Annotated in this window: 12 protein-coding genes and 1 pseudogene; 10 read left to right on the top strand and 3 right to left on the bottom strand. The window is 42.7% G+C overall.

Going from position 1 to position 14,443, the window contains the following annotated elements; genetic code table 11:
• Window positions 1-296 precede the first annotated feature (296 nt).
• The 3 genes from P3L37_RS18355 to P3L37_RS18345 all read right to left on the bottom strand — a co-directional run bounded on the left by P3L37_RS18355 (window position 297) and on the right by P3L37_RS18345 (window position 3,852).
• On the bottom strand, window positions 297-1,181 hold the full coding sequence (locus tag P3L37_RS18355; RefSeq protein ID WP_000155092.1) for an Mph(E) family macrolide 2'-phosphotransferase: 885 nt from the start codon (window positions 1,179-1,181) through the stop codon (window positions 297-299).
• Between the two features lie 55 nt (window positions 1,182-1,236).
• A complete protein-coding gene (msr(E), locus tag P3L37_RS18350; protein WP_000052512.1) occupies window positions 1,237-2,712 on the bottom strand; it encodes an ABC-F type ribosomal protection protein Msr(E) in 1,476 nt (491 codons plus the stop codon).
• Window positions 2,713-3,147: 435 nt separating this feature from the next.
• Window positions 3,148-3,852, bottom strand: a complete 705-nt coding sequence (locus P3L37_RS18345; RefSeq protein WP_001067855.1) for an IS6-like element IS26 family transposase — start codon at window positions 3,850-3,852, stop codon at window positions 3,148-3,150.
• A gap of 65 nt (window positions 3,853-3,917) precedes the next feature.
• Between P3L37_RS18345 and P3L37_RS18340 the strand changes: the two are divergent.
• The 10 genes and pseudogenes from P3L37_RS18340 to wzyE all read left to right on the top strand — a co-directional run.
• Window positions 3,918-4,484 (top strand): annotated as a pseudogene (locus P3L37_RS18340) (polysaccharide chain length modulation protein); the annotation flags it as partial.
• 97 nt (window positions 4,485-4,581) lie between these two features.
• Window positions 4,582-5,712, top strand: a complete 1,131-nt coding sequence (gene wecB, locus P3L37_RS18335) for a non-hydrolyzing UDP-N-acetylglucosamine 2-epimerase (protein ID WP_109912166.1) — start codon at window positions 4,582-4,584, stop codon at window positions 5,710-5,712.
• A complete protein-coding gene (gene wecC / locus P3L37_RS18330; RefSeq protein ID WP_004907293.1) occupies window positions 5,709-6,971 on the top strand; it encodes a UDP-N-acetyl-D-mannosamine dehydrogenase in 1,263 nt (420 codons plus the stop codon). The genes wecB and wecC overlap by 4 nt, the downstream gene beginning before the upstream one ends.
• The gene (gene rffG, locus P3L37_RS18325; RefSeq protein ID WP_181937065.1) at window positions 6,962-8,035 is read left to right on the top strand and encodes a dTDP-glucose 4,6-dehydratase; all 1,074 of its coding nucleotides are present in this window, start codon (window positions 6,962-6,964) and stop codon (window positions 8,033-8,035) included. Before wecC ends, rffG begins: the two co-directional genes overlap by 10 nt.
• Window positions 8,036-8,043: 8 nt before the next feature.
• Window positions 8,044-8,925: a glucose-1-phosphate thymidylyltransferase RfbA gene (rfbA, locus tag P3L37_RS18320; RefSeq protein ID WP_109912165.1), complete on the top strand. Its 882-nt coding sequence runs from the start codon at window positions 8,044-8,046 to the stop codon at window positions 8,923-8,925.
• Entirely contained in the window at window positions 8,903-9,643 is a 741-nt protein-coding gene (gene rffC, locus P3L37_RS18315; RefSeq protein ID WP_164529252.1) for a dTDP-4-amino-4,6-dideoxy-D-galactose acyltransferase, read from the top strand. Before rfbA ends, rffC begins: the two co-directional genes overlap by 23 nt.
• A complete protein-coding gene (gene rffA, locus P3L37_RS18310; protein ID WP_004907307.1) occupies window positions 9,630-10,760 on the top strand; it encodes a dTDP-4-amino-4,6-dideoxygalactose transaminase in 1,131 nt (376 codons plus the stop codon). Before rffC ends, rffA begins: the two co-directional genes overlap by 14 nt.
• On the top strand, window positions 10,760-12,010 hold the full coding sequence (wzxE, locus tag P3L37_RS18305; RefSeq protein WP_004907309.1) for a lipid III flippase WzxE: 1,251 nt from the start codon (window positions 10,760-10,762) through the stop codon (window positions 12,008-12,010). The genes rffA and wzxE overlap by 1 nt, the downstream gene beginning before the upstream one ends.
• Window positions 12,007-13,089 carry a TDP-N-acetylfucosamine:lipid II N-acetylfucosaminyltransferase gene (locus P3L37_RS18300; protein ID WP_004907311.1) on the top strand — a complete coding sequence of 361 codons (1,083 nt, stop codon included), beginning with the start codon at window positions 12,007-12,009 and terminating at the stop codon, window positions 13,087-13,089. Before wzxE ends, P3L37_RS18300 begins: the two co-directional genes overlap by 4 nt.
• On the top strand, window positions 13,086-14,441 hold the full coding sequence (wzyE, locus tag P3L37_RS18295; RefSeq protein ID WP_004907313.1) for an ECA oligosaccharide polymerase: 1,356 nt from the start codon (window positions 13,086-13,088) through the stop codon (window positions 14,439-14,441). Before P3L37_RS18300 ends, wzyE begins: the two co-directional genes overlap by 4 nt.
• The last annotated feature ends 2 nt before the right edge of the window (window positions 14,442-14,443 follow it).

Raw genomic sequence — 14,443 nt, 5'->3', positions numbered from 1 at the left:
AAAAACCGGATGATGTTTATTAAAACTGAATAAAACCGTGGAACATCGCTCAATTAGTGATCGTGGAACATGAATAATCAATAAAAAGCCGTTCTGGTGCCCTATACTCCAGAACGGCTTACGTTAATATAATGATATTTAAAGAGAAATATCAAGCATTTCGTATAAGAAATTTTATGTTAAATGATTGTTAGAAATGCCCCTTGATCGAGGCATTTTCTATAAAGAATACTAAAAACTAATTAAAGCCAACCAAGTTTCAAAACAAGGCAGTTCTCAGCAATCATATTTTTAAATTATATAACTCCCAACTGAGCTTTTGCTCCAACGATAAGGCTTTCATTTTGAGTTTCTAAGGCAAATAAACCATACATCAAAGGAGAGGCCGCTGCTCTTTCTAAAGTCTGTTCATATAGTTTATTCCAAACTTTACCCCCTAGTTTTTCATACTCGATGATTAGAGTTTTGAGGCTTTCTTCTCCAAACAAAGTTACATGCCCAGCAAAATCAATCGCTGGGTCATCTATATGGGCTGTTGACCAATCAATAACGCCTGAAACAGCTCCATCCTTTGAAGCTAGTACATGCCCAGCATATAAATCGCCATGTATAAATTGGGTGAAATCTGCCCATAGAACATCATTATCCAACCATTTTCTGTAGCGGGTTTCCAATTGCTCACTTATACCAATTTCAGATTTTACTAACTGCAAATTGTTTGCTATTTCAGGTCTTAAATCTGAAGGTTTCATAATTTTCAAATCATTTTCCCGAACTTCTTTTTCAGGAATACTATGGATTTCAAATAAGGTTTTTGCCAAAGATGTTATGTATTTCGGGCTATCTTTGTCCATATTCCAAATTATTTCATAGGTTTCAGCATCCAAATTTAAAACAGGATTATCTTTAAGTATGGGATAAGCCACTAATTCTGTAGATGAAATTCTCCAATCAGGAACCTCTACAGAAAGATGTTTTTTTACCAATTCTAAAATGCGTTTTTCTTTCTTGATTTGTTCCCTCATGCCATCACGACGAGGAATACGCAGCAACCATTGTTGCCCCTTTGTATCAAGAGCAAAAACGACCTTAAAATCAATGCCCATTTCATTGAAATTCATTTTGTCCGTAAGCAACAAGCCGTGTGCTTCAGCAAGTGATTGAATATCTTGAATTGTCATTTTTAATTTCCTTTAAAGAGTTCAATAATTAATGTTCGGATTAGATTGGCTATCATTAACAATCTCTCTCAAAAGTCTTGATGATTTTGTGGTCTTTGATCTCGTAGATAATGTCAGCAATATTATCGACCAATTGCTTGTCATGAGATACGAAGATAATAGTTCCTGCATAGGACTTCATCATTGTTTCTAATGCGGCAATACTTTTTAGGTCAAGATAGTTTCCTGGTTCATCCATAAGCAAAATATTATATTTTCCTAAAAGCATTTTGGATAAAAGCAGTTTGATGATTTCACCTCCCGATAAGTCGGATAAGTTTTTTTGAATATCATTCGCTCCGATCCCCATTGAAGCCAATACTGCACGAATTTCCGCAACTGTGTACTCGCACTCTTCCTGCATAAAGGAGAGCACAGATTTATGCGTGTTAAATTTATATCCTGTTTGTGTAAAGTAGCCAATTTCAGCTTTTGGAGATATGGTTAATCCATCAGCACGTTCTGATATCATTTTTAACAAGGACGTTTTCCCTGTTCCATTCGATCCAGTTATAGCGACTTTAGCGCCAAGCGGTATTATAAAGTTAGCGTCATCAAAGATAGTACGGCTACCAAATTTTAAGCTCAGACCATCTGCCGTAATCGGGAACTTATTGTGCAGTTCTAGGGCTGAACTTTGACGAAAACGAATAGAACGCAAATGCTCTGGTGCTTGAATATCTTCTAATGCAGCCAAACGCTTTTCCATACTCTTAGCTGCCTGATACAGTTTTCTTTGCTTGGTGCCAGTCATTTTTGCATGCCCAAGTCGTCCAGCACTTTCGGTAGAGTTTTTGGATTTTTCTCCTTTTTTCTTATTGTCTAATCGATTAGCTTGCTGGCGTTTTTCTTGCACAGCAGATTCTAATCGCTCCCGTTCCTTCATCATCAGCTCATATTCTACGGCTTGGTGTTGTCGCTCTTCTTCTTTTTGACGCAAGTAATCCGAGTAACCACCCCAATATTCCGTAATTTTACCGTCTTTTAACTCCCATATCTTGTCTACAACCATATCAAGAAAATATCGGTCATGACTGATAACAAGTAATGCTCCATCAAATGCTTTAAGTTGACCAATAAGTAGATCTATTCCATTGAGATCAAGGTGGCTGGTTGGTTCATCCGCTAGAATGCCATGTACTTGTTGGGAAAATGCGGCAGCAATTTTTGCACGAGTTTCCTCTCCGCCACTCATTGTGTCGTTTTGTACATTGGAAACACCAAGGCGAGATAACATTGCCCGGTCTTCGACCGTTTCTATTTCGATTCCGCCCAGTTGGCTGATATGTGCAAAATCACCAAAACGCTGTAATGTCGCTTCGGCTAAAACAATTTCGCCATTAAGTACTTTGAGTAAACTACTCTTTCCTGCTCCGTTATCACCCACAAGACCAATACGGTCATAAGAGTGAATTTCCAATTCATCAATATCCAAAACATCACGCCCAGCATAATCCAAGCGTATGTTTCTCGCTTTAATAATTAAACTCATTTTTATTTACTCCTGTTTAGCTCTTGAAATTTTTTATGCAGCAAACAGGATTTAGGTGAAAACAAAAGCTAGCATCACAGTGTCCTCCCAAAAAAAAAGCTATTCATCCACAGGGTGGACAAATAGCTAGTCAATTAAGTTATAACTGGAAACTATGCACTAAAAGCATACTTATAAATTAAGCATACTTTTACTTTATATATCCGCATATATTCTTAAAGACACAACAAAAGCCCACCATTATAAAATAGTGTCACTATGCAAATAGTTGTGTCTTAACGAATGCGGATAGAATGCATAAACTTACCTAAAAAATAAAATTCAGTTTTATGATAACTTTACTGTTAAAAGAAGTCTAGACAACCTTGTTTTATGCTTGGATAGGCACTGTTGCAAAGTTAGCGATGAGGCAGCCTTTTGTCTTATTCAAAGGCCTTACATTTCAAAAACTCTGCTTACCAGGCGCATTTCGCCCAGGGGATCACCATAATAAAATGCTGAGGCCTGGCCTTTGCGTAGTGCACGCATCACCTCAATACCTTTGATGGTGGCGTAAGCCGTCTTCATGGATTTAAATCCCAGCGTGGCGCCGATTATCCGTTTCAGTTTGCCATGATCGCATTCAATCACGTTGTTCCGGTACTTAATCTGTCGGTGTTCAACGTCAGACGGGCACCGGCCTTCGCGTTTGAGCAGAGCAAGCGCGCGACCATAGGCGGGCGCTTTATCCGTGTTGATGAATCGCGGGATCTGCCACTTCTTCACGTTGTTGAGGATTTTACCCAGAAACCGGTATGCAGCTTTGCTGTTACGACGGGAGGAGAGATAAAAATCGACAGTGCGGCCCCGGCTGTCGACGGCCCGGTACAGATACGCCCAGCGGCCATTGACCTTCACGTAGGTTTCATCCATGTGCCACGGGCAAAGATCGGAAGGGTTACGCCAGTACCAGCGCAGCCGTTTTTCCATTTCAGGCGCATAACGCTGAACCCAGCGGTAAATCGTGGAGTGATCGACATTCACTCCGCGTTCAGCCAGCATCTCCTGCAGCTCACGGTAACTGATGCCGTATTTGCAGTACCAGCGTACGGCCCACAGAATGATGTCACGCTGAAAATGCCGGCCTTTGAATGGGTTCATGTGCAGCTCCATCAGCAAAAGGGGATGATAAGTTTATCACCACCGACTATTTGCAACAGTGCCGCATTAAATTAGTGGCGGAAACATCCGCAGATGCGAACCAGCTATTACGTCAATACACTCAGTTTGCTAACCAACGTGCCACAACTAATCTTAACGATGAAATTAAAGGTACTTGGGCAACGAAGATGCAATCCATGAAAGCATTGGTTAAACGCGAAGATATGGTGGCAAAGGCCGCTTACGAACGACGTTTAAACGCGCTGGAGCAAGCACTAAAAGTTGCTGAAAAACAAGGTATTGTACGTAATCAAAGCGCAACACCTGTGGATGAAATTCCAGATTCTAAAATGTTTATGTTAGGTGCCCCTTTATTACAAGCACAGATTGAAACATTGAAAGCAACCGGGCCCGATCACGATAGTGATTACGACCAAAATATTGCCATGTTATCAACATTGAGCGTGGGGCCCACCCTCCAAGATAATTTTCAAGCATATCGCTATTTACGAACTCCAGAAGAGCCTGTTAAACGCGATAGTCCTCGTCGAGCCTTTATGATGGTTCTGTGGGGAGCCATAGGGATGTTAGTAGGTGCCGGAGTGGTACTTGCTCGCCGCCGCCCATCTTGATTTTGGGATAAGCCACTGGTGAATTCATCAGTGGCATATAAAGTTATTAAGATTACAAAAGCAGCTCACTGCGAAAGATAAATATAAGAGAGTCACTGTGAAAGTATTGACTGTATTCGGCACACGACCTGAAGCCATTAAAATGGCACCACTGGTTCATGCATTGGCTGGGGATGCAGACTTTGAAGCTAAAGTCTGTGTTACAGCGCAGCATCGTGAAATGCTAGATCAAGTACTGAAACTGTTTGAGATCACGCCAGATTACGATCTCAATATTATGAAACCAGGGCAAGATTTAACGGATATCACTTGTCGTATTCTAGAAGGGTTGAAAAGCGTTTTTGCTGATTTTCAACCGGATGTTGTTCTCGTTCATGGCGATACAGCGACAACGATGGCAACTAGCCTTGCGGCATTTTACCATCGTATACCCGTTGGGCACGTTGAAGCTGGGTTACGTACCGGAGACCTGTATTCTCCATGGCCTGAGGAAGCAAATCGTAAAATTGCAGGGCATTTAGCGATGTACCACTTTGCCCCAACCGAAAATTCACGCCAAAATTTGTTAAAAGAATCAATCCCTGACAGCCATATTTTTGTCACCGGTAATAGTGTGATTGATGCGTTATTGTGGGTACGTGATAAAGTCATGAGCGACCAGTATATGATGGAAAAACTGGCCGCAAATTATCCGTTTATCGACTCAAATAAAAAAATGATTTTAGTCACAGGCCACCGTCGTGAAAGTTTCGGTGGTGGCTTTGAACGTATTTGTCATGCTTTGGCAGAAATTGCACAAGCGCATCCAGACGTGCAAGTTGTCTACCCTGTTCACTTAAATCCAAATGTGAGTGAACCTGTTAAGCGTATATTGCATGATATTGATAATATTATTTTAATTAGCCCTCAAGACTACCTACCGTTTGTTTATTTGATGAACCATGCTTATTTGATTCTAACAGACTCAGGTGGTATTCAAGAGGAAGCGCCTTCTCTCGGTAAACCTGTTTTGGTGATGAGAGATACCACAGAACGACCTGAAGCTGTTGATGCAGGTACTGTTCGTCTTGTGGGAACAGATACACAAAAAATTGTGAAAGAAGTTAATCGGTTACTGACAGATGACGCGGAATATCACGAAATGAGCCGCGCACATAACCCATATGGGGATGGTCATGCTTGTCAGCGTATTCTTGCAGCATTGAAAAGTAATCAGGTGAAATTATGAGTTTTGAAACTATTTCTGTTATTGGCCTTGGTTATATCGGTTTACCAACAGCAGCCGCCTTTGCATCACGTAAAAAACAAGTGGTTGGTGTCGATGTGAACCAACATGCCGTTGATACTATTAATCAGGGAAAAATCCACATTGTGGAGCCAGAACTGGATATCGTGGTCAAAAAAGCGGTTGAAGAAGGCCACCTGAAAGCCTTTACTAAGCCACAACCTGCGGATGCTTATCTGATTGCTGTGCCTACGCCATTTAAAGGCGAGCACGAACCTGATCTCGCCTATGTGCGTGCAGCCGCAGAATCCGTTGCTCCCGTGCTGAAGAAAGGCGATTTAGTCATTCTTGAGTCGACATCGCCAGTAGGTACAACAGAGCAAATGGCCGAATGGATGGCCGCAGCTCGTCCTGATTTAACTTTCCCTCATCAAGCTGGCGAAGATGCAGATATCGATGTGGCATACTGCCCTGAGCGTGTGTTACCGGGCCAAGTGATGGTCGAATTAATTAAAAATGACCGTGTTGTTGGTGGTATGACGCCAAAATCCTCTTTGCGCGCAAGTGAGCTATACAATATTTTCCTTGAAGGTGAGTGTGTAATTACTAACTCAAGAACCGCGGAAATGTGTAAGTTAACGGAAAATAGCTTCCGTGATGTGAATATTGCTTTTGCGAATGAATTATCATTAATTTGTGCTGAACAAGACATCAATGTGTGGGAATTAATCAGCCTCGCGAACCGCCATCCACGTGTTAACATTTTGCAGCCAGGTCCGGGTGTTGGTGGGCACTGCATCGCGGTTGACCCATGGTTTATCGTCGCACAAAATCCAAAACAATCACGCCTTATTCATACCGCTCGTTTAGTCAATGATGGCAAACCAATTTGGGTTGTTGATCAAGTAAAAGCGGCTGTAGCCGATTGCTTAGTGGAAACGGGTAAAAAAGCCAGTGAAGTGACAATCGCCTGTTTTGGCCTGTCATTTAAACCCAATATTGATGATTTACGTGAAAGCCCAGCGATGCACATCACCAAAATGGTGGCGAACTGGAACCCAGGTAAAACGTATGCAGTTGAGCCACACATTCACGAATTACCAACCTCTTTAAAAGGTATTTCTGAGCTAGTTTCGATTGAAAAAGCCGTTAATGAAGCGGATGTGATCTTAATGTTAGTTGACCACAATATGTTCAAAGGCATCCAAGGTTCTGCAATCCCACAAAAATGGGTTGTGGATACAAAAGGAGTATGGCGTTGAAACGCATTTTAATCACTGGAGGCGCCGGGTTTATCGGCTCTGCTGTTGTTCGTCATATTATTGAAAATACTGACGACAGCGCAGTGGTTCTGGATTGTTTAACCTATGCAGGTAACTTAGAGTCCCTCGCAACGGTTGCGAGCAACCCGCGCTATGCTTTTGAGCAGGTGAATATTTGTGATAGAGCTGCATTAGATGCGGTTTTTGAAAAATATCAACCCGATGCAGTGATGCATTTAGCGGCAGAAAGCCATGTTGACCGCTCTATCGATGGTCCAGCGGCATTTATCGAAACGAACATTGTGGGCACTTACACACTGTTAGAGGCGGCACGCCATTACTGGTCCGCATTGAATGATGAGAAAAAAGCAGCTTTCCGTTTTCATCATATCTCAACAGATGAAGTATATGGTGACTTAGAAGGACCTGATGGTTTCTTCACAGAAACAACGCCTTATGCACCAAGTAGCCCATATTCAGCATCGAAAGCATCGAGTGATCATTTAGTTCGTGCTTGGCAAAGAACTTATGGCCTGCCAACGATGATCACTAATTGTTCAAATAACTACGGGCCGTATCATTTTCCAGAGAAATTGATCCCATTAATTATTTTGAACGCCTTAGCGGGTAAGCCTCTGCCTGTTTATGGTAAAGGTGAGCAAATTCGTGACTGGTTGTTTGTTGAAGACCATGCACGAGCACTACATTTAGTTGCTACAACCGCGCAACCTGGCACCACCTATAATATCGGTGGCCATAATGAGCGCCGTAATATTGACGTTGTAGAAACGATTTGTGAACTGCTTGAAGAGCTACGTCCGCAAAAGCCTGAAGGTGTGGCGCACTACCGTGACTTAATCACGTATGTGAAAGACCGGCCGGGCCACGATATGCGTTATGCGATTGATGCTGCGAAAATTGAGCGCGAATTGGGGTGGACGCCACAAGAAACCTTCGAATCAGGTATTCGCAAAACGGTGCAGTGGTATTTGAACAATGAAACGTGGTGGCGTCGCGTACAAGACGGTTCCTATGCGGGCGAACGTTTAGGTCTAGGAAATTAGGTGACAGTATGAAAGGTATTATATTAGCTGGAGGGTCGGGAACGCGTTTGCATCCTATTACTCGCGGTATTTCTAAACAGTTATTGCCTATCTACGATAAGCCGATGATTTACTACCCGCTTTCAGTTTTGATGTTAGCGGGAGTTCGTGAGATTTTAATTATCTCTACCCCTGACGACTTGCCGATGTTTAAACGTTTATTAGGGGATGGCCATGAGTTTGGGATTGAGCTGAGCTATGCGGAACAGCCATCACCAGACGGCCTTGCGCAAGCGTTTATCATTGGTGAAGAGTTCATTAATGGTGATTCATGCTGCTTAGTATTGGGCGACAATATCTTTTTCGGCCATTCATTTAGCCCAAAATTAAAATCTGTTGCTAAACGAGTAAATGGCGCAACCGTTTTTGGTTATCAAGTGATGGACCCTGAGCGCTTTGGTGTTGTGGAATTTGACGATAATTTTAAAGTACTGTCTATTGAAGAAAAACCGCTTAAACCTAAATCCAATTGGGCGGTGACAGGGTTGTATTTCTATGATTCACAAGTGGTTGAATTTGCAAAACAAGTTAAACCTTCTGAACGCGGTGAATTAGAAATTACGTCAATTAACCAAATGTATTTAGAACGTGGTGAATTAAACGTTGAATTGCTCGGTCGTGGCTTTGCTTGGTTGGATACAGGCACTCACGATAGCCTCATTGAGGCGGGTACTTTTGTACAAACCGTTGAAAAACGCCAAGGCTTCAAAGTGGCTTGTTTAGAAGAAATAGCATGGCGTAATGGCTGGTTGACAGACGAACAAGTCGCTTTTTCAGCGCAACAGCTGAAAAAAACAGGTTATGGGCAATATTTAGAGGATTTATTACGTGTCCGTCCACGCCAGTATTGAGAGCTTGCCATGGGAGAGCGAATTTTTTCATCGCTCAACAGCAAAGTTGAATTTTACAGGGGATAACCTCGAAACTCTCCTTGCTTATCAAATGGATGAATACGATATCGTGCAAGCAAAAGTCGCAGCGTCTGAAACGCAGCTGATTGATGATTTAGCTGGTATGGGGTTTTCATTTGTTGAAGGTGAAATCGATTTCGCTCTTACTATTGGCACAGAAAATGCTTATTTAAAGGCTGGTTTAACAGCGGAAGACCACGTTATTGTTGCACAAGTGGATGATATCCCTACGTTGCGGCAAGCCGCTGAGTCTGTCTTTAGCAAAAGCCGCTTTAGAGCACCTTGGTACCGTGATGGTGATAGCGGGCAGTTTTATGCGTTGTGGATAGAAAAATCAGTTCTGGGTACGTTTGACCACACTTGTTTACTGGTTAAAGATGCGTCTGGTGCGGTATTGGGCTTCGTGAGTTTGCGGCACCTTGATGCAGAAACGGCACGGGTTGGCCTACTAGCGAAAATGCCAGAAGCGAAAGGGCAAGGTGTGGGGCGTAAGTTGATGTCAGCAGCATTTAATTGGTGTGTGGAACACCAAAAAAGACAGTTAAATGTGGCCACGCAAATCAGTAATGTTGCGGCATTAAATCTTTATTCACGTAGCGGTGCAGCAATTGCCAGTACCGCCTATTGGTTATACAGGGGACAACATGATTCCATTTAATAAACCACCCGTTGTAGGTACTGAATTAGAGTATATGAGACAAGCCATGGAAAGTGGCAAACTGTGTGGTGACGGTGGCTTCACGAAACGTTGTGAAGAATGGATGGAAAAACGATTTAATTGCCCAAAAGTGCAGTTAACGCCATCTTGTACGGCCTCATTAGAAATGGCAGCGATCCTGATTGATACTAAGCCAGGTGATGAAATTATCATGCCAAGCTTTACTTTTGTATCGACCTCTAACGCATTCGTATTACGTGGCGCTAAAATCGTGTTTGTTGATATCCGTCCGGATACCATGAATATCGATGAAACTAAAATTGAAGCTGCAATCACTGAGCGTACACGTGCCATCGTTCCTGTCCACTATGCAGGTGTTGCTTGCGAAATGGACACCATCATGGCTATCGCAAAAAAACACAATTTATTCGTGATTGAAGATGCGGCGCAAGGTGTGATGTCGACGTATAAAGGCAAAGCACTGGGGACTATCGGCCATATTGGCTGCTATAGCTTCCATGAAACTAAAAACTACTCTTCAGGCGGTGAAGGTGGAGCTACGCTTATCAATGATAAAGACCTGATTAGCCGTGCCGAAGTGATCCGTGAAAAAGGGACAAATCGTAGCCAATTTTTCCGTGGTCAAGTCGATAAATACACGTGGCGTGATATCGGCTCAAGCTACTTGTTGTCTGATTTGCAAGCGGCTTACTTATGGGCGCAGTTAGAAGAAGCAGACAAAATTAATGACCGCCGTTTACTACTATGGAAACGTTATGATGAAGCGTTGCAGCCACTGGTTGATGCAGGGCGTTTAGTCCTAGCAACTGTGCCGGAAGGCTTAAAACATAATGCTCATATGTTCTATATCAAACTCAAAGATATCGAAGAGCGTACTGAATTCAACGATTACATGAAATCTCATGGTATTTTGACGGTATTCCACTACGTTGCATTGCACACGAGCCCTGCAGGTATTGAGTTTGGCCGTTTCCATGGTGAAGATAAATACACGACATCAGAAAGTGACCGCTTAGTGCGTTTACCGATGTTCTACAACATGACTGATGACGAGCAGCAGACAGTCATTGAGCGAATCAAAGCGTTCTTTGCCTAATGTCTCTCGCTAAAGCATCGGTTTGGACTGCTGGGTCTACCCTGATTAAAATCGGGGTGGGCCTGTTAATTGTTAAATTATTTGCAGTCTCATTTGGCCCCAGCGGTGTGGGGCTGGCGGGTAACTTCCGCCAATTGATTACTGTACTAGGGGTATTATCAGGTGCAGGAATTTTCAATGGCGTCACAAAATATGTAGCAGAGCACCACCAAGACTCACAAAAATTACGTGCAGTACTGGGAACTTCATCGACGATTATTCTTGGGTTTTCAGCGCTACTTGCGCTTATCTTTTTGCTTTGCAGTGCGCCAATCAGCATGGCGTTATTTGATAGCGAAAAATACAGTTCGGTTATTCAAATTGTTGCCTTAATTCAAATGGGTATCGCGTATGCGAACTATTTTTTGGCTATTTTGAAGGGTTACCGAGACGCATCAGCAAACGCATTAGCCATTATTTTTGGTAGTGTAATTGGTGTAATTGCTTATTATTTATGCTATCTAGTTGGCGGGTATGAAGGTGCATTAGCAGGGTTAGCATTAGTCCCTGCGCTAGTGGTACTGCCTGCGGCTGGGATGATAATTAAACGCAAGCAATTTGCGTTATCGTCATTGAAGCCAGCATGGGACAAAGCGATTGCGACTAATTTAGGCAAATTTACGGTCATGGCGATGCTAACCGCAGTCACACTGCCAGTCGCTTATATCATGATGCGAAATCTGCTCGCCCAAACCTATAGTTGGGATGAAGTGGGGTTATGGACCGGTGTGACCACCATTTCAGATGCCTATTTGCAGTTTATTACCGCGACATTTTCAGTGTATTTATTGCCGACGCTATCGCGTTTGCAGCATAAAAATGAAATTTCCGCAGAGATTGTTAAGGCATTGAAATTTGTTTTACCTGCCGTTGCCGTTGTGAGTTTTACGGTTTGGTTACTACGTGATTTTGCGATTTGGTTGCTGTTCTCAAAAGAATTTACCGGAATGAGAGACCTGTTTGCATGGCAGCTAGTCGGTGATGTATTGAAAGTGGGGGCGTACGTATTTGGCTATTTGGTCATTGCCAAAGCCGCATTGCGTTTTTATGTCCTCACTGAAGTTAGTCAGTTTATATTATTAACGGGCTTTGCGCATTGGCTTATCCCTGAACATGGTGCAGTAGGCGCAACTCAGGCTTATATGGCCACTTATATTGTCTATTTTACTTTATGTTGTTGCGTATTTTTGATTTACCGTAGGCGAGCATGACAACCTTAATACATGTACTGGGATCGAATCTCCCACACCACAACCAGACGGTACTGACGTTTTTTAATGACGTCATTTGCCAAGAAATGGCTCCGTCATCAAAGCCGCATTTTATGGTGGTAAGCGATGATGCGCAGCTTGCTGACGCTTATCCTCAGCTAAAAATAGATGTTTTTGCGAATAAACAGGCCATTGCTAATAGTGTTATACAGCGTGCCAAGGCAGACCGCCGTACTCGCTTTTTCTTTCATGGGCAATTTAACGCCCCTATTTGGCTAGCACTATTATTTGGGCAAATTAAATCCCACCAGTTTTGGTGGCATATATGGGGAGCTGACCTCTATGAAGAGTCTAGCGCTCTAAAATTTAAGTTATTCTATATTTTGCGTCGTTTAGCGCAGAAAAAAGTAGGGCATGTGTGTGCAACACGTGGGGATTTGTGCTATTTCCACCAGTCGAACCCTAAAGTGCCTGCGTCAGTGTTGTATTTCCCAACACGAATGGACCCTGCATTGACAATAAGCGAGCCTAAGGTACGTGAAGGCTCTCAATTGACTATTTTACTGGGTAACTCAGGTGACCGTTCTAATCGCCATGTAGAGGCTCTGAGTGCGATTAAACAGCAATTTGGTGATGAGGTTAAGGTTATTGTCCCTATGGGCTATCCTGCCAATAACCAAAGTTATATCCAACAAGTTGAACAGGCTGCGAGTAGTGAGTTTACCTCAGGGCAAGTGGAAATCCTGAAAGAGCGCATGGAATTTAGCGAGTACCTTAATTTGCTCAAAACCTGTGACCTTGGCTATTTTATTTTTAATCGCCAGCAAGGTGTTGGCACCGTTTGTTTGCTAATCCAATTTGGCATTCCATTTGTAATTAGCCGTCAAAATACCTTTTGGCAGGATTTAACTGCTCAAAATGTCCCAGTCTTTTTCTATGGTGACAACCTGACGACACCGCTAGTGGATGAAGCTCAGCGCCAAATGAGCCTATTAGATAAACACCATATTGAATTTTTTGCTCCCAACTTTATTGAGGGCTGGAAAGCCGTTCTCAGTGCCGTGGAGGAGCGAGCATGACGCTGACGGAATTGGGCGGCTTAGCACTGGTCTACCTGATATCAATTATTTTTATTGGTACTTTGTTATACAAAGAGTTTTTACGGGCTCGGTTTAACTTCAATATTTTCTTTTCCATGCTGTATTTATTGACGTTTTACTTTGGTTTCCCATTAACCTGCGCGTTAGTTTTTCAATTTGATGTTGCCGTTGTGAAGGCTGATTATTTACTTTACGCTCAACTAGCAGCGACTAGTTTTTATGCGATTTATTATGTTGCCTATAAAACTCGACTTTCTAGGCAACCAGACGCACCACGGCGTGCGTTGTTTAGCATGAACAAAGTGGAAACGAATCTAACCTGTCTGTTATTGATACTGGTTGCAGTCGTGACAGTAGGTATCTTTTTCATGCAGAACGGTTTTTTGCTATTTAAGCTAAAATCCTATAGCCAAATTTTCTCCAGCCAGGTTTCTGGCGTGGCATTAAAACGCTTTTTCTATTTCTTCATACCGGCAATGTTGATTGTTTATTTCTTGCGACCAACACAGAAACGCTGGATTTTCTTCCTCGTTAGTACCGTCGCATTTGGTTTCTTGACCTATGTTATTGTCGGAGGAACGAGAGCGAACATCATCATTGCTTTCGCACTCTTCTTATTTATTGGGATTGTCAGAGGTTGGATTACGCTGTGGATGCTAGCCGCGGCTGGGGTCGCCAGTATTGTAGGAATGTTCTGGTTAGCCTTAAAACGCTATGGCTTAGATGTCAGTGGTGCTGAAGCATATTACACTTTCTTGTATTTAACGCGGGATACATTCTCCCCGTGGGAAAACTTAGCATTACTACTAAGCCATTATGATGAGATGGATTTTCAAGGTCTAGCTCCGATTATCCGTGACTTTTATGTTTTCATTCCTTCTTGGGTTTGGCCTGAACGCCCAGACACGGTATTGAACTCTGCCAATTATTTTACGTGGGAAGTACTGAACAACCATTCTGGGCTGGCAATTTCTCCAACACTGATTGGTTCATTGGTGGTGATGGGCGGAGTGATTTTTATACCCCTCGGAGCTATAGTTGTGGGGCTTATCATCAAATGGTTTGATTGGATCTATGGCATGAGCCTGAAAGAACCAAATCGCTATAAGGCAGCCATTATGCAGGCATTTTGTTTTGGCGCCATTTTCAACATTATTGTTTTGGCTCGTGAAGGCGTGGATTCTTTCGTCTCACGGGTGGTTTTCTTCTGCTTAATATTCGGACTGTGTCTGGTGTTAGCAAAATTACTGTATTGGTTATTTGAAAGTGCAGGGCTTATTCGCACAAAAACAGCTTCTTTTTTAAGAAGCCAACAGCGTGAAAGCCGCTAAAG

It is taken from the genome of Providencia sp. PROV114, from assembly GCF_032704305.1.
Classification (GTDB): Bacteria; Pseudomonadota; Gammaproteobacteria; order Enterobacterales; family Enterobacteriaceae; genus Providencia; species Providencia rettgeri.
This window is presented reverse-complemented; position numbering and strand designations above follow the sequence as displayed.

What these genes read in the sequence shown, in the direction of transcription:
- P3L37_RS18355 (WP_000155092.1), bottom strand. Translation starts at nt 1,181, where the DNA reads ATGACAATTCAAGATATTCAATCACTTGCTGAAGCACACGGCTTGTTG.
- P3L37_RS18345 (WP_001067855.1), bottom strand. Translation starts at nt 3,852, where the DNA reads ATGAACCCATTCAAAGGCCGGCATTTTCAGCGTGACATCATTCTGTGG.
- wecC (WP_004907293.1), top strand. Translation starts at nt 5,709, where the DNA reads ATGAGTTTTGAAACTATTTCTGTTATTGGCCTTGGTTATATCGGTTTA.
- rffG (WP_181937065.1), top strand. Translation starts at nt 6,962, where the DNA reads ATGGCGTTGAAACGCATTTTAATCACTGGAGGCGCCGGGTTTATCGGC.
- rfbA (WP_109912165.1), top strand. Translation starts at nt 8,044, where the DNA reads ATGAAAGGTATTATATTAGCTGGAGGGTCGGGAACGCGTTTGCATCCT.
- rffA (WP_004907307.1), top strand. Translation starts at nt 9,630, where the DNA reads ATGATTCCATTTAATAAACCACCCGTTGTAGGTACTGAATTAGAGTAT.
- wzxE (WP_004907309.1), top strand. Translation starts at nt 10,760, where the DNA reads ATGTCTCTCGCTAAAGCATCGGTTTGGACTGCTGGGTCTACCCTGATT.
- P3L37_RS18300 (WP_004907311.1), top strand. Translation starts at nt 12,007, where the DNA reads ATGACAACCTTAATACATGTACTGGGATCGAATCTCCCACACCACAAC.
- wzyE (WP_004907313.1), top strand. Translation starts at nt 13,086, where the DNA reads ATGACGCTGACGGAATTGGGCGGCTTAGCACTGGTCTACCTGATATCA.